This is a genomic window from Telluria sp. RT2P19 (genome assembly GCF_059685725.1).
In genome coordinates this window covers 189747-205648 of sequence record NZ_JCASIL010000009.1, presented here as the reverse complement: position 1 = coordinate 205648, position 15902 = coordinate 189747, and the positions used below count along the sequence as shown (strand labels likewise).

At 58.9% G+C, this 15902-nt stretch carries 11 protein-coding genes and 1 pseudogene; 8 read left to right on the top strand and 4 right to left on the bottom strand.

The genetic code is table 11. The annotated features are described in order from the left end of the window. Positions 1-440: 440 nt before the first annotated feature. From AC56KW_RS13590 to AC56KW_RS13580, 3 genes are all read left to right on the top strand, one after another. Complete coding sequence (locus AC56KW_RS13590; protein WP_109343484.1) at positions 441-803, top strand: CzcE family metal-binding protein; 363 nt, start codon at positions 441-443, stop codon at positions 801-803. Positions 804-1021: 218 nt separating this feature from the next. Continuing rightward, positions 1022-1696 carry a cytochrome P450 family protein gene (locus AC56KW_RS13585; RefSeq protein WP_208281663.1) on the top strand — a complete coding sequence of 225 codons (675 nt, stop codon included), beginning with the start codon at positions 1022-1024 and terminating at the stop codon, positions 1694-1696. A gap of 24 nt (positions 1697-1720) precedes the next feature. Further along, positions 1721-2266, top strand: a complete 546-nt coding sequence (locus AC56KW_RS13580) for a cytochrome P450 (protein WP_229446441.1) — start codon at positions 1721-1723, stop codon at positions 2264-2266. Between the two features lie 281 nt (positions 2267-2547). Here AC56KW_RS13580 and AC56KW_RS13575 read toward each other — a convergent pair whose 3' ends face one another. After that, positions 2548-3162, bottom strand: coding sequence for a cation efflux transmembrane domain-containing protein (locus AC56KW_RS13575; protein ID WP_184236247.1), 615 nt, complete (start codon positions 3160-3162; stop codon positions 2548-2550). A gap of 174 nt (positions 3163-3336) precedes the next feature. Between AC56KW_RS13575 and AC56KW_RS13570 the strand changes: the two are divergent. Continuing rightward, positions 3337-3537 (top strand): annotated as a pseudogene (locus tag AC56KW_RS13570) (IS3 family transposase); the annotation flags it as partial. Positions 3538-3567: 30 nt separating this feature from the next. Here AC56KW_RS13570 and AC56KW_RS13565 read toward each other — a convergent pair. The 3 genes from AC56KW_RS13565 to cadR all read right to left on the bottom strand — a co-directional run bounded on the left by AC56KW_RS13565 (position 3568) and on the right by cadR (position 7087). After that, positions 3568-4521, bottom strand: a complete 954-nt coding sequence (locus tag AC56KW_RS13565; protein WP_184236242.1) for an arsenic resistance protein — start codon at positions 4519-4521, stop codon at positions 3568-3570. 78 nt (positions 4522-4599) lie between these two features. Beyond that, the gene (locus AC56KW_RS13560; RefSeq protein ID WP_184236239.1) at positions 4600-6528 is read right to left on the bottom strand and encodes a cytochrome c/FTR1 family iron permease; all 1929 of its coding nucleotides are present in this window, start codon (positions 6526-6528) and stop codon (positions 4600-4602) included. Positions 6529-6658: 130 nt separating this feature from the next. Next, the gene (cadR, locus tag AC56KW_RS13555; protein ID WP_219864043.1) at positions 6659-7087 is read right to left on the bottom strand and encodes a Cd(II)/Pb(II)-responsive transcriptional regulator; all 429 of its coding nucleotides are present in this window, start codon (positions 7085-7087) and stop codon (positions 6659-6661) included. A 90-nt stretch (positions 7088-7177) separates the two neighbouring features. On the opposite strand from cadR, the gene AC56KW_RS13550 reads away from it, so the two are divergent. The 4 genes from AC56KW_RS13550 (at position 7178) to AC56KW_RS13535 (ending at position 15874) form a co-directional block, all read left to right on the top strand. Then, positions 7178-9613 (top strand): heavy metal translocating P-type ATPase, encoded by a 2436-nt coding sequence (locus AC56KW_RS13550; protein WP_109343483.1) that lies wholly within the window; start codon positions 7178-7180, stop codon positions 9611-9613. 511 nt (positions 9614-10124) lie between these two features. Then, the gene (locus tag AC56KW_RS13545; protein ID WP_005670931.1) at positions 10125-11429 is read left to right on the top strand and encodes a TolC family protein; all 1305 of its coding nucleotides are present in this window, start codon (positions 10125-10127) and stop codon (positions 11427-11429) included. Further along, a complete protein-coding gene (locus tag AC56KW_RS13540) occupies positions 11426-12676 on the top strand; it encodes an efflux RND transporter periplasmic adaptor subunit (protein ID WP_005670929.1) in 1251 nt (416 codons plus the stop codon). The genes AC56KW_RS13545 and AC56KW_RS13540 overlap by 4 nt, the downstream gene beginning before the upstream one ends. 12 nt (positions 12677-12688) lie before the next feature. Further along, complete coding sequence (locus AC56KW_RS13535) at positions 12689-15874, top strand: CusA/CzcA family heavy metal efflux RND transporter (protein ID WP_005670927.1); 3186 nt, start codon at positions 12689-12691, stop codon at positions 15872-15874. The last annotated feature ends 28 nt before the right edge of the window (positions 15875-15902 follow it).

The window sequence follows — 15902 nt, the reverse complement described above, 5'->3', positions numbered from 1 at the left end:
GCAGCGTACCTGGAAGCAGGCTGCCAACCAGTTCGCCATCATGTTCGGCGAGCGCTTCACGAACGCAATTATCTAACTACGAATTCTGGCCCCGCACACAGAATTTCTGACAGGTCCGCATGCGACTTGCAGCCCCTCGGCAGCGATTCTTCCGTGATCGAATGGTCAGGGCTGTCGCGCTCCTATCCCGGCAGACTCAATCAGCTAAATTACCAGTCTCCAATACTGGACGGCCCGATTCGGCCGAAATGGCACTGATCATCGAAGCCGGCAACTACCGCCTGCGCTTGATGGGTAATCGTGCACAAGCACTGCACGACCCCATCCGTCTCTACAAATAATGCAGCCGCAACTGACTTACTCCCGACCATGGCGGCCCACAATCGGCCACGTCGAGAGTCAGTGCGCTTGAAAAATCAAACATTCAACAGGAAAATTCAATGAAAACTCACATCAACTTCTTATCCGCGGTACTTCTCGCGTGCATGTTCATTCCACTCGACTCGCGGGCCAATGAGGGGGGCATGCCCTCAGAGAGCGCCGCAGAAGCGAAGACTGGTAGAGCAGCACCGTTCGGCTACTCCTCCAATGCAGCGCCTGACCGCGTTATCACAATAGTGGAAGGCAAGACCAGATCGATTCACGTCAAGCGACTCGAGACTGTCCGTATTGTAGACGGTCCAAGAAACCTTACCTGGACCTTCGATACGCTCGGCCTGTCGCCGATCTCCTTGGCGAACATCCTTCCAAACGCAACGAACGTAACAATCTATGTTGAGGAAAGTCCAATGTACGCCAACTAAGCTTCGCCATTTGGCGTTCTGGTAGGGCGCTATCACTAGTTCGAAGCCGCCCGCGGTTTCGAGCTAGTGTGAAGCCTGATATGCAATCTACCGGGCGAATACAAGCCAGGGGCACGTACCCCACGTGCGACGCTATTGATATGAGCAGTGCTGAAACAAGCGCCGCTTAACTACGTGCTCGGGCAGTATGAAGACGGCTCAATTTGACGGAGACGCTCATGCATGAGATACCGCGAGATGGTGTTCCAGACAGTACTCTTTCGTTCGCCCGGGACGGCTATCTTTTCATTACTAAACGTTGTACGCGCCTGGGGACCGACCTGTTTCGCCCACGACTGATGCTTCAATCGACGGTTTGTATGCGCGGCGAAGAATTGGCCAGACTATTTTATGACAATGAGAGGTTCAAACGCACCGGTGTTGCTCCATCGAGACTCCAGGAAACACTGTTTGGCCGAGGAGGCGTGCAAGGACTGGACGGTAATTCCCATCGGTGCCGAAAGGAAATGTTTCTCTCCTTGATGAGCGCCGAGCGTATTGCGGAACTGGCGGAGCTCAGTGCCGCGCAATGGCACAGGTCCGCGGCAAATTGGGAGCGCCGCTTCCAGGTGGTTTTATTCGACCAAGCGTGTGAAAGCTTGTGCCGGGCCGTCTGTGCCTGGACAGGAATCCCGCTGGTTGAGTCCGAAGTCAGGAGTAGAACGGATGACTTCGTAGCGATGATCGATGCTGGCGCGGCGATCGGTCCAAGACACTGGCGTGGAAGATGGGCGCGAAACCGCGCTGAGCGCTGGATCGAGGGTCTGGTAGAAGATGTGCGTCATCACCGGCTAACGGTGGATGAAGACTGCGCACTATATGCGATCTCATGGCATCGCGATTTGTCTGGGTAATTGCTCGACAAGCGAACTGTGGCGGTGGAACTCATCAACGTTGCAAGGCCAACGGTCGCGGTCGCCTGGTATATCATGTTCGCGGCCATGGCTTTGCATCAGCACCCGCAATGCGGTGAGCGTTTGCTGGCTGCCGAAGCGCACTACCTCGATTATTTCGTTGAAGAAGTCCGCAGGTTTTATCCGTTTTTCCCGGTGGTAGCTGCGCGCACGCGGCGGGAGTTCGAATCGAAGGGCTATCGTTTTCCGAAAGGAGAAAGGGTCCTGCTCGACTTGTATGGGACGAATCACGATCCGAGGCTTTGGGACGAGCCCCATACATTCATGCCCGAACGTTTTCGTCAATGGAAGCGTAGCCCTTTCAGCTTCATTCCACAGGGAGGGGGGGAATATCTCGATGGTCACCGTTGCCCTGGCGAGTGGATCACCGTCGAACTGATGAAAGTTGCCGTTGTGTTTCTCAGCACCAGCGTAAGGTACAGCGTACCTCAGCAGGATTTGCGGATGAGCCTCTCACGCATACCGGCGTTGCTGTCCAGCCGTTTTGTGATTGGTAATGTACAAATCTGATCACCTGAGGGAAGGGAAATACCTGCCTGATGAGAATGTCCGGAGTTCCGCGTCAGACCTCTCTGATTTGCGTTGCCAGTAATGCTCCGACCAGACAGAGAACTCGGGTTAGCAAAATACCAGTGCCTGCTTCGCACTTGGTTCAACAACTGCGTTTCCGCCCGCGATTTCGATCATGTTACGACGGCCAGCCGCCATAAGGCGCTTTCCGTCAGCTTAGTCGTATACCACACTGGATGTATCTCTGTTGCGCGTGCAGGGTTCGAATGGAATACCTCGTATCACGACTGATGTCCTTTTGCCTCTGAGAGGATTTCATAACCTCCCTTCCCAGCAATGAACGAAACCACTGTTCCAAGCAGCAGATCAGGAAGGTTTGAATTTGTCCACATTACTAACGCGCCCGAAAGCACGATTGCGCCGTTCACAAGCGAATCGTTATTCGTGAATATAGTCGAGGCCTTGAAATTGATGTCCTGGCCGCGATGCTGCTTCAGCAGGCGAATGCAATAGATATTCAGTAGGGCATTTGTTGCAGCCATGGCCATCATGGCTGGTCCCAGCGGTGCCTCACCGCCAAGAAAACGACGGACAACTTCAACCAACAATAGGCAGGCGAAACCAATGAGGAGCCAGCCAGATAATTGCGCCGCACGCTTCTTGATTGTGCTGGATCTACCGACCGCGTACAGACTGACGCCATAGACTGCAGCGTCACCCAGGTTGTCAAGGCCAGCGCCAACCACGGCAGTTGAAGATGCCCATATTCCGACAGTCACCCCGGCCAAACACTGGCCCAGATTGATTAGCAAGACCTTCCATAAAATGCCACGATCACGCTCGTTGGAACCGTCCAGACCTGATTCGTCATCGCTGTCCTTGCCAATATCCGACATCGGATCTCCAAAAGATTGCAGGAAGAACGCGCCCAGCGCTTTTCTCTACCGGACGCGCTTGGATGAACACAGAATACGTCAGTTACCAAAGCGAGCGCGCACATATCAAACACGAGCCAGGTAAGAAGCTTGGATTAGGGTTGCCGAGCACTTGCAGTAAACTGCCATGACAACGCACGCATGGAGCGCGTCTGGCGACGCCTGAAGGGCGGATTGATCCATCGCCAGTGGTATGCGACCAGGGCCGACGCTGAACCGGCAATTACGAAATACATCAAGATCTTCTGGAACCACCAGCGGCGCCATTCGCGTCTCGGCTATCTATCGCCAGCATTGTTTGCCGAAAAGATCAGCAGATGGCAGCTGGCTGCTTGAAACGGACGTGTCCACTATTGACAGTACAGCTCACTTGACCAGGGCAGGAATTGCACGCACATAGACCAGTTCACTGCCCAGTTCGACCAGGGTTTGTGTGATCACAGCCGCCGCCGCAATTCCACGCAAATCGTCGGGTAACGCGAGCGCGAGCGGCAGCACTACCAGAGAATTGCGCGTCGACGCGCTGAAGGTCACGGCGCGAGCCGCTGCTACCGGCAGTTTGAACATGCGCGACGTGAAAGCTCCTACCAGTGGGGCAAGCACCATGAAGCCAATATAAACCGGAATGACCGGCACCAATTGTTCGATCTCCCTGATGATCGCTCCGATCTGCGAACCGATGACGACCACCAGCACTGCGGCCATGGCTGGGACCGGGAGCCAGGCCCATCCGATATTCCATTTCTCGACGATGGACGATCGCTTCGCGAGTCCGGCAGTAGCCACCGCAAGCAACAGCGGAGCCACGATCAGCAGCAGGAATGCGTCGACAAACGGCGCGACAGCGATGACGACGCCAGATTCGCCGCCAGTTATTACGCTGAGGTAGATGGGCAGTAGGAGCAGCTGAAGCAGGAGCAGGATTGGCGTGGCAGCCAGGGTCAGGCGCGAATCGCCTTTCCCGAGATGAGTGAATACGACGACGTAGTCAATACATGGCGTCAGCAGAACCAGGAGAGCGCCGATTAACAGCGCAGGACGATCGCTCAGTCCACGCGTCAAGACCCATACCAGAAGCGGTATCAGCACAAAATTGGCGACCAAAACTGCAGATATGAACGCTCGATTACCCAACCCCTTCCTTAGCTCGAGAAAGGGAATCTGCAGAAACATCGCATACATCAGGACCGCAATGGCAGGTGTCACCAACAGATCAAGCCTGGCCGCAGCATCAGGCGCAAGGATCCCCCCGAGCACGGCCAAGGCGGCACTTACAACATAGACTGGAATCTGATTCCGTTCCAGGCTTTCGCGGTTCAAGTTGTTTCCCTCTCGGCGATAAGGTGATGATTACCCGGCAGGCATCAGCCGCGACGCCTGCTGCGAGCCATTCAATAACTATTTGCGGACCTTCATCAGATTGAAGCCGAAGCCAAGACCAGCCGCCAAGAGCAGGGCCAGTTGCGCCGCATAAGTCTCTATCGTCGGGTAGAGGCCGAGGACCGGCATCCGCGGTCCCGTGACCGGTGTGGCCGTCAGCCATCCGGCTTCCTGCAGCCCTGCGATTCCTTTTCCGACCAGGACAACTGCCAGGGCGGCCACCAGCACGGAGCTGAACGAGAAGAATTTACCGATCGGCATGCGTGCGCTGGTACGCAGGAAAATGACAGCAATTATCGACAGCAGGACCAGGCCTGTAACGAATCCTGCCAACAGCGCAGGGCCGTTGCCGTCGGCGCCGAGCGCCGAGTAAAACAAAACCGTTTCAAAGACTTCCCGGTATACCGCGATGAATGCCAGGGCAAATAACGCCCATGCGGAGCGTTTTTCCATCGCCGCTGTCAAATGCTGCTTCAGGTAGGCTTGCCATTGTCCGGCCTGGCCTTTCTGGTGCATCCATAGCCCGACCGACAGCAGCACCGCGGCGGCGAAGAGCGACGAGAGGCCTTCGGTCACTTCACGGCTTGCACCACTGATGCTGACCACATAGGTGGCCACTACCCATGTCAAGGCGCCTGCCGCCAGCGCCGAGATCCAGCCGGCGTGCACGTAGTGCAAGGCCTGTGGACGCTCCGCTTTGCGGAGGAACGCAACCATCGCAATCACGATCAACAGGGCTTCGACACCTTCGCGCAGGAGAATAGTCAACGCGCCCACGAACACCGTCGTCGCGTCGGTCTTGTTCGCGCCGGTAAGCTCCTCGACACGTACGAAATACGCGTCGAGTTGAGAGGCGTATTCGGTCGCACGCAACACATTGCCTTGTGCAACCGCGCCCCGGTATAGCTGCATGGTTCGCTCCACGTCCACCAGGAGCTGGCGGTCCGTCGCGTCGAGCCTCGCCTCGAGCGGCTCGAAGCCGTCCAAGTAAGCCGATAAAGCAAGCTCGGTGGCCTTCGCCCGCTGCTTATTCTTCAAGGCATCCAGGCTGTCCTGCAGCAGTTTGCGCGCAAGGACGATGCCCTTGCGTTCCTGCTGCTCCTGTACGGCCTCGGGGTGGGTGCGTGCGTAGGCCAGGACCGCCCGCGCGGTCGACGGTGAGCCAGCCTTCGCCAGTTCTTCTTCGGTCGCCGTCACGAGCGTGTTCATGTCGGGAATCGTGGCGGCCGCGGAGGTGTTCTGTGCAAACGCAGACGCTCCGACTGCGACGTCCGTGTCCTTGAACGCCAGGCTGCCGACATAGAACGCCAGAGACCAGCGGTCATGCTCGGACAAGCCTGCAAAGGCCGGCATCGATGTGCCCTCGACACCCTGGCTGATGACCTGATATAGGGCCATGAGAGAGCGGGAGCGGGCTCTTTCCTCATCGGTAAATGCGATTGGTTTAGGTTCGAGCTTGGCCGCGAGTGGCCCATCGCCGGCGCCGGCCGCTCCATGGCATGAAGCGCATTGCGCTTGGTACAGCGCCGCACCGCTGGCCAGATCGGGCAAGGCGCGCGGCGCAACAGGGAAGGGGTAGGCCTGCAGCAGCAAACGGTTTGCCTCTCGCGCAAGCAGGGAAACCTGTTGCGGCGCTTCCTTGCGCTTGACCGCCTGCTTCAGCTTGGTGGTGGCAGCTGCCAGTTCTGCATGCAAAGGATGCGGAGGCAATGCCGTCACCTGGTTCTGTGCGCGCGTCGAGAACTCCTGCATTTCGCCGTATTCGAGTTCGCTGACAATCGCTCCGTTCTGGACCGCGCCGGCGTAATCGACGGCGACATAATCGAGCAACTGCCAGAGCTGGCGGACTTCTGCTTCCGATGATGTGGGACTAGCGTGTGTCGTACCGATCACGCAGCAGCAGAACATTACGAAGGCGATTAGCCGACGCCAAATGGGGTACGTCATATCGGGATACTTGTCTTCAGGTTCGAGAACCTGATATTAAACACCTTCAAGCTACTTGAAGGTCAAGCGCATTGTTCCGGCTGTTCGCTGGTTCAGCAATGCAGTGATGGCGCGGAAAGTCCAGGGCTAGTCAATGGCGCCCAGGCCTTACTGGCTCGTCGCAAACGTCCGCAGCGCCGAGCGCCTGCAGGATTTCACATGGATTTGTGCTGTCGGTGGCGATGCAACGGCTCCTGAGGTCTCTGAGCTGCGCTTCTAGTACTGACAGGTTTGCTATACGGTCGACGATGTGCCCGATGTGCTTGTCGAGCAACGCGTTGACGCTCTCGCAATTTTTTCCGGGCGCCTCGCGAAAATCGAGCAGCGTCCGGATCTCATCGAGTGTCATGTCCAAGGCGCGGCAATGCCGAATGAACAGCAAGCGCTCAGCGTGAAGCTCGTTATAAGCTCGATAATTGTTTGCCGACCTTTCAGGCGGAGCGAGCAATCCGATGCGCTCATAGTAGCGGATGGTTTCAACCAAGCAGCCTGACCGGTCTGCCAATTCGCCAATCTTCAAGAAAAATCCCGGTACGTTAACTTAGTGCTTGACCCCGTACCCGCTACAGGGTGTTCAATGTGAACTATACACAGTTCTCGAGGAGTCGTCATGTCGGAATGCCAGACGAAATCATGTTGCGAAAAATCTGCACCGATCGAGACCGCGGGTGCCTCATCTGCAGCCTTGGACCATTCTCTTCTCATTCGCATCGACCAGATGGACTGCCCGACAGAAGAGGGACTGCTGCGGCAAGCGCTCGGACGCGTTGCAGGCGTCGGAAAGCTCGAGTTCAATCTTGTCCAGCGCCGCTTGCGGGTGGAGCACAGCCTCGGCGATCCACAGGCGATCCTTGCAGCAGTACGCGCGGTCGGCATGGACCCGGTGATTGAACAGACCGAGGAGCAAAGCGGGTCAGCAGCCGGCACTGTTTTCCGCATCGAGAACATGGATTGCCCCACCGAGGAGACGCTCATCCGTAACAAGCTGTCCGGCATGCCGCAGGTCGAACAGCTCGACTTCAATCTCGTCCAGCGTCGCTTGGTCGTCAGGCATAGTGGGCCGGCAATGGCGATCCTGGATGCACTGACGTCCATCGGTATGCAGGCGGTGCTCGTTGCAGCTGGGCAAGGACGAGCCGCTGCGGTCCCATCGGTCTCCCGAAAGCGGCAGTATTCAGTCCTTGCCCTGGGCTTGGCCGCAGCAGTCGGTGCCGAGGTCGTCGCATGGACGACGGGCGATGAAAACTGGTGGCCAGTCATCCTGCTATCGCTGCTTGCGATCGCGACGACGGGCTTGGGGGTGTACAAGAAAGGCTGGATTGCGGTCAAGAACCGCAATTTGAATATCAATGCCCTGATGTCAATCGCCGTGACCGGCGCGGTACTGATCGGGCAATGGCCCGAAGCGGCGATGGTCATGGTCCTTTTCGCGCTTGCCGAGATAATCGAGGCCCGCTCGCTCGACCGTGCGAGAAACGCCATCCAGGGCCTGATGGCATTGACACCCGAACGGGTAAGCGTGCGCCTTGACGACGGCAACTGGAGTGAACAGGACGCCACCACGGTCGCGATCGGCGCCCTGGCCCGTGTCGCACCCGGCGAGCGGATCGCCCTGGACGGGGAAGTGACCACTGGCCAGTCGTCAGTCAACCAGGCGCCGATCACGGGCGAGAGCATGCCGGTACCGAAGACGGTCGGCGACAAGGTGTTTGCCGGCACGATCAATGAAACGGGCTCTTTCGAATACCGTGTCACCGCCGGCCACAGCAACTCGACCCTGTCGCGCATCATCCGCGCGGTCGAGGACGCGCAGGGCAGCCGCGCGCCCACGCAGCGTTTCGTCGACCGCTTCTCCAGCATCTACACGCCCATCGTGTTCGCCATTGCGCTCGCCGTCGCCCTGGTGCCGCCGCTCATGCTGGGCGCCGAATGGATGCCATGGATTTATAAGGCGCTTGTCCTGCTGGTGATCGCTTGCCCCTGCGCCCTGGTGATCTCGACCCCGGTCACCGTCGTCAGCGGCCTGGCTGCGGCGGCGCGGGCCGGCATCCTCATCAAAGGCGGCGTCTACCTGGAGCAGGGCGGCAAGCTGCGCTCGCTCGCACTGGACAAGACCGGCACGATCACCCAGGGTAAACCCGAAGTGACGGACGTGTTGCCCCTGCAAGGCGATGCACAGACTCATCTGCAGCTCGCGGCCGCGCTCGCGGACCGTTCCGACCATCCGGTATCGACCGCGGTGAGCCGCCACTGGCAAAACTTGGGCCTGGACCTGCTCCTCGCATCCGTGACCGAGTTCGAGGCCTTGACCGGCCGCGGCACGAAAGGGCGGATCGACGGGAAGTGGTACTACCTCGGCAATCACCGCCTGGTCGAGGAGCTCGGCATCTGCAATACCGCGACGGAAAGTGTCCTGGCGACACTGGAGGGTGAAGGAAAGACCGCGGTTGTCCTCTGCGATGAGACGTCGCCACTGCTGGTTATCGGGGTGGCCGATACCATTCGTGAAACCAGTCGCGAAGCGGTGGCCCAGCTTCATGGGCTGGGAATCCGGACGGTCATGCTCACCGGCGACAATGCGGTGACGGCCAAAGCGATCGCACGGCAGGTTGGCATCGATGACGCCCGCGGGAACATGCTGCCCGAGGATAAGCTCTCTGCCATCAATGACGAGGTGGCGCAATTCGGTACCGTCGGCATGGTAGGGGATGGCATCAACGATGCCCCGGCGCTGGCCAAGGCCGATATCGGGTTTGCGATGGGCGCAGCGGGCACCGACACCGCCATCGAAACAGCCGACGTCGCGCTGATGGATGATGATTTGCGCAAGATCCCGCAGTTCATTCGCCTGAGCAGGCAGGCAGCCGCCATCCTCAAGCAGAACATCGTTGCAGCCTTGCTGATCAAGGCCGTGTTCCTGGTGCTCGCTATCGCAGGATCAGCCACCTTGTGGATGGCCGTGTTCGCGGACATGGGCGCCAGCCTGCTGGTTATCTTTAATGGCATGCGTCTGCTTCGCGTACGTCTGCATGGCAGCAACGTGTAACCGCACCGATGCTATACTCGCGACCATGATGCGCCGTTTTCTCACTTGCATGCTGATGATGCTCGCATTCCAGTTTACCTGGAGTGCGATCAGCGCCTATTGCATGCATGAGACTGGACGAGCCGCACAGCACCTTGGACATCATCAGCATAAGACCGGCGCTCACGATCAGGTGGCGGCCGCCGATGACGGTAAGCCTGCGTCGACGAAGAAGATCGCGCAGCACTCGCATTGTTCTTCGTGCGCGCACGCAGTGCTCGCTCCCGCAGCCGTTCAAAACGCCCCCTACCTGACGATGGCGCACTTCGCGCCGGTTGGTCCAAACGTCAGTTACGTTTCAGTCACTCAAGTCCCTCCCGAACGCCCCCAGTGGCCCGCCGCCGTGTAATTCCGGCGGCTATACCTTCTTTTACCAGGTAATCCCCGAGCCTTCCGACCGTGTGCCAACGCACTCGGCCGGTGTGCTCGCTGTCGCCGGATAGCTTTCGATTCGTTAACTTCGGAGTTATCTATGCAATCCAGATCGTTGATCATGGGCGCGCTGTTGCTGTTTTCACAGTCGACGTCCCTTTACGCGCAAACGGAAATTTTGCGCGATCCAAACAGTCCGCCGCTCGCCGGGAATACGTCGCTACTGCCGCTGACCCTGCAGCAGGCGTTGCAGGCTGCGTACGCAGGCAACCCAGGCTTACGAGCCGCATCACAGGCGATCGGCATTGCCGAGGGTGGGAGGCTTCAGGCAGGCGTCATACCCAATCCTGAGCTGGCTCTATCCACCGAAGGAACCGACCGTCGGTCCAGGGTCGAGACCGCCCAGATTACCCAGCTCATCGAGCTCGGCGGCAAACGAAGCGCCCGCATCGCGGTCGCCGAACAAGAGCGTCTACTCGCCGTCCAAGCAGTGAACGTGCGACGAGCGATGTTGCGTGCCGACGTTATGGCGGCCTATTTGGAGGCCTTGACAGCGCAAGAGCGGGTCGGTCTGGCCGAGGCGGCCATTGAGGTCGCAAGCCGGGCGACGAATGCCGCGAGTCGGCGCGTCGCTGCCGGCAAGATATCGCCAGTCGAACAAACCCGTGCGAGTGTTGCAGAGTCGGCCGTGCGTCTTGACCTCACCCAAGCAACAGCCGACCTGAAGTCAGCCAAACGCAAGTTAGCGATACTGATGGGCAGCTCGCGAGCGATTGCCCAGCCACTCCAGATGCCAGCCGTCGAGTTCGCTGCCGTACCGACGATGAACGAGCTCGAGCAGCGGCTAACCATGTCGCCGCAACTGCGTCAGGCCGAAGCGCAAGTCAAACGGCAGGATGCTTTGGTCGGCATGGAACGTTCGGCGCGGGTACCAGATGTGACGGTGACCGTGGGTAGCCAGCGGGATCGTGAACGCAGCGGGAGCGAAGCCGTCTTTGGTATCTCCGTACCGCTGCCACTTTTCAATCGCAACCAGGGGAACATGCTCTCAGCACTTAGACGAGCCGACCAGGCTCGCGACGAATTAGGCGCCGAGCAGCTTCGGGTGTATGAGGAAATCGCGGACGCTCACCAGCGTGCAGAGGTCGCTCAGCTTCAGATCGACAGCCTCAAGTCCGAGATGCTGCCAGCGGCGCAGCAAGCCTATGACGCTGCCGTGACTGGTTTTGAACTCGGAAAATTCGGGTTTCTCGACGTTCTTGACACCCAGCGCGCATTAATTCAGGCACGCAGCTTGTATCTGCGCGCTCTGTCCGATCGGTATCGAGCAGCAACTGATATCGAACGAATCGCACCGGCTACTAATGCCGAGAGCACCACCATCTTCAAGGAACACCTGCAATGACGCCCCTGCAAAATCATCGTAAGAAAAATCTGCCAATCATTGCCGCAATCGTGGCCGTCGGTGTCGTGCTGGCCCTGGCCATCCTGTTCTGGAACAAGGGAAGCGCTGAAGGTAGCGCCGGCGAAGATGCCCATGGCCATGCCGAGAGCGGTCAGAAGGAGGGCGCAAAAGAAGCCGGTGGAGCAGGCGACGAACGCGCCGAGGATGAGCACAAGGACGAAGGAGTGGTCAAGCTGCCGGTCATGCAGGCAGAAAAGGCCGGAATTACGACCGCCGTTGCCGGTGCGGCCACGATCGAGAACATTGTCAAACTGCCTGGCGAAGTCCGTGTCAACGACGATCTGACAGCTCACGTAGTGCCGCGCCTGGGCGGCGTCGCCGAATCAGTGCCGGCGCAGCTGGGGCAAACGGTCAAGAAGGGCCAGGTGCTAGCCGTCATTTCAAGCCCGGAGCTGGCTGACCTGCGTAGCGCCGCGAGCGCGGCACAGGTAAGGCTCGGCCTGGCCAAAACCATCTATGAGCGGGAAAAGAAACTGTGGGAGGACCGTATCTCTGCCCAGCAGGACTTTCAGCAGGCCGAACAGGCACTTCGCGAGGCCGAGCTTACCTTGCAGGCAGCGCGCTCGAAATTGGCAGCTCTTGAAGTGGGCTCCGGAGGCGGCGCATTGAACCGGTACGAGTTGCGTGCGCCGTTCGACGCTGTCGTCGTTGAAAAGCACATCACGCGGGGCGAAGCGGTGCAGGAAAACACCAATGTTTTCGTACTAACCGACCTCTCGCGCGTCTGGGTCGATGTCGCAGTCACACCGAAAGACTTGGCAAGCGTGCGCAGCGGCGCAACGGCGGTTGTCAGTGCCACCGGCTCTGATATGAAAGCCGTTGGGAAGGTAAGTTATGTCGGCTCACTAGTCGGGGCACAGTCCCGCGCCGCCACAGCGCGCGTCGTGATCGACAACCCAGGCGGCGCGTGGCGCCCTGGCCTGTTCGTGGACGTCGCACTGGTGCAAGGGACTAAACAGGCTGCTGTGGCGATTCCGGCCGATGCTATCCAGACGGTGGAAGACAAGCCAGTAGTGTTTGTAGTGACGGAAGGGGGCTTTCGCACGCAGCCGATCGTGGCCGGCATTAGTGACGGCAAAGGGGTGGAAATCCTGAAGGGCCTGGCAGCAGGAACGCGCTACGTTAATCGCGGCAGCTTCGTGCTCAAGGCCGAACTTGGCAAGGGCAGCGCCGAGCACGACCACTAATAGGGGATTTCCATGTTCGAACGCATCATTCGTTTCGCCATCGACAGCCGATGGCTGATCATGGGTCTAGTCCTGGCCATGGCGGCAATTGGCGTCTACAACTATCAGCGTCTGCCGATCGACGCTGTGCCAGATATTACTAACGTGCAGGTTCAGATCAACACCTCGGCACCAGGCTATTCGCCGCTCGAGGTCGAGCAGCGCATTACCTATCCGGTCGAGACCGTGATGGCGGGCCTGCCTGGACTGCAGCAGACTCGCTCATTATCGCGTTACGGGCTGTCGCAGGTCACAGTCGTTTTCCAGGATGGTACTGACATCTACTTCGCGCGCCAGCTGGTCAACCAGCGACTGCAGGAAGCCCGTGAAGGGCTGCCGGAGGGCGCAACGCCCATGATGGGGCCAATTTCCACTGGCTTGGGCGAGATCTACCTCTGGACGGTCGAAACAGAAGCAGGCGCAAAGAAGCCTGACGGGACAGCCTATACGCCAACTGACTTGCGCGAAGTGCAGGACTGGATCATCAAGCCGCAGTTGCGTCAGGTCCCGGGCGTGACCGAAATCAATTCGATCGGTGGCTTCGCTAAGGAATACCACATCACGCCGGATCCGAACCGGCTCAGTTCCTATGGTCTGACCCTGGCCGACGTCGTCACTGCGGTTGAGCGCAATAACGATAACACCGGGGCAGGCTACATCGAGCGCTCGGGCGAACAGCTTCTCATCCGCGCGCCGGGGCAGGTGCGAACCATCGAAGACATCCAAAACACCATCCTGAAAAATACCGATGGCGTCGCGGTTCGGATTCGTGATGTCGCGGACGTCGCCGTCGGCCGCGAACTGCGCACGGGCGCCGCGACCGACAACGGTGCCGAAGTTGTGCTCGGTACCGTATTCATGCTCATCGGCGAAAACAGCCGGCAGGTCTCGCAGCTCGTTGCAGAGAAGATGGTCGAGATCAACAAGACTTTGCCTGCTGGCGTCAAGGCCGTCCCCGTGTATGACCGTACGGTGCTGGTCGACAAGGCGATTTCCACGGTACGTAAGAATTTGCTCGAAGGTGCGATCCTGGTGATCGTGATCTTGTTCCTATTCCTGGGCAATATCCGCGCAGCGATTATTACCGCGATGGTCATTCCACTGTCGATGCTATTCACCTTCACCGGCATGGTGACCTACAAGGTCAGTGCCAACTTGATGAGCTTGGGTGCTCTCGACTTCGGCATCATCATCGATGGCGCGGTCGTGATCGTGGAGAACTGCGTGCGGCGCCTGGCGCACGCGCAAGAACAGACCAAACGTGACCTAACCTTGGAAGAGCGCTTCCGTGAAGTGTTTGCGGCCGCAAAGGAAGCGCGCCGGCCACTGCTGTTCGGGCAGTTGATCATTATGGTTGTGTACCTGCCGATTTTCGCTTTGAGCGGGGTCGAGGGCAAAATGTTCCACCCGATGGCGTTCGCTGTCGTCATAGCTTTGCTTGGCGCGATGATTCTGTCGATCACGTTCGTGCCCGCGGCCGTTGCCCTGTTCATCGGCAAGCGCGTGGCCGAAAAGGAGAACCGCTTAATGACAATGGCGCGTAATGCCTATGCGCCTGCATTGCGCGCTGTCCTGCGTAACGGACCGATCGTGCTGACGGCATCGATTGTCACCGTGGTCCTGTCTGGACTGCTGGCGACACGACTCGGGAGCGAATTTATTCCCAACTTGAATGAGGGCGACATTGCGATCCAGGCGCTACGCATTCCCGCGACCAGCCTCACCCAATCAGTCGATATGCAGAAGAAGCTGGAGGTCGGCCTCAAAGCGAAGTTCCCCGAGATCGAACGGATATTTGCCCGCACCGGTACCGCCGAGATTGCATCCGATCCGATGCCGCAAAACATCTCGGACGGCTACATCATGCTCAAGCCGGAGGCCGACTGGCCGAAACCGAAACGCAGCCACGCCGAACTTGTGGAAGCCATCCAAGAGGAGGCGGAAAAATACACCGGCAATGCCTATGAGTTCTCGCAGCCTATTCAACTGCGTTTCAACGAGCTAATCTCCGGCGTGCGTAGCGACGTCGCAGTCAAGCTGTATGGCGACGACATGGAAGTGCTGGCATCGACCGGTGCTCAGATCGCCGCGGTGCTACAACGCGTGCCGGGCGCAGCTGAAGTTAAGGTAGAGCAGACTACCGGTTTGCCGATGCTGACAGTCAATATTGACCGGGACAAGGCAGCGCGCTACGGGCTGAACATCACTGATGTGCAGGCCACGATCTCTGCGGCCACAGGTGGACGCGAGGCCGGCACCATGTTCGAAGGCGATCGCCGCTTCGCCATCGTGGTACGGCTACCAGAGGTGCAACGCGCAGACTTGGATGCACTTCGTCGCCTGCCGATCGCAGTGCCACCACCCTCAGGCACAAGCGCTGGAGGCAATGAAGACGTTCCCGCCTTCATTCCCTTAGGTGAACTGGCAACGCTCGATCTAGCACCGGGTCCGAACCAGATCAGCCGCGAAGACGGCAAACGCCGTATCGTGGTCAGTGCCAATGTACGCGGCCGCGATATCGGCAGCTTCGTGCCGGAAGCGGAGGAGGCTCTGGCCAAGGGCGTGAAGATCCCTGCAGGCTATTGGACCACTTGGGGCGGGACATTCGAACAGCTTCAGTCGGCTACCCAGCGCTTGCAGATCGTTGTGCCGCTGGCGTTGTTCCTGGTGTTCATGTTGCTATTTATGATGTTCCGAAACGTCAAAGACGGGCTGTTGGTGTTCACCGGCATCCCGTTTGCCTTGACCGGCGGGATCGCGGCCTTGGCTTTACGAGGCATTCCGCTGTCGATTACCGCTGCGGTCGGCTTCATCGCCTTGTCTGGGGTGGCCGTGCTGAACGGGCTGGTAATGATTTCGTTCATCCGCTCGCTGCGAGAAGACGGCATGTCGCTCGACGAAGCGATCACCCATGGAGCGCTAACGCGTCTGCGGCCGGTCCTTATGACGGCGCTAGTTGCGTCCTTGGGATTTGTGCCAATGGCGATTGCCACTGGCACCGGCGCCGAGGTACAACGCCCGCTGGCGACGGTGGTTATCGGCGGCATCCTGTCGTCCACGGCGCTAACGTTGTTGGTACTGCCTCTTCTATATCGACTGGCGCATCGTAAGGATCCAGATGGCCCCCTGCGTGAGACGCGCGTGGTCACCCCCGTCTAAAACCCGCGTGAAGCTGTGTATCCGGCGG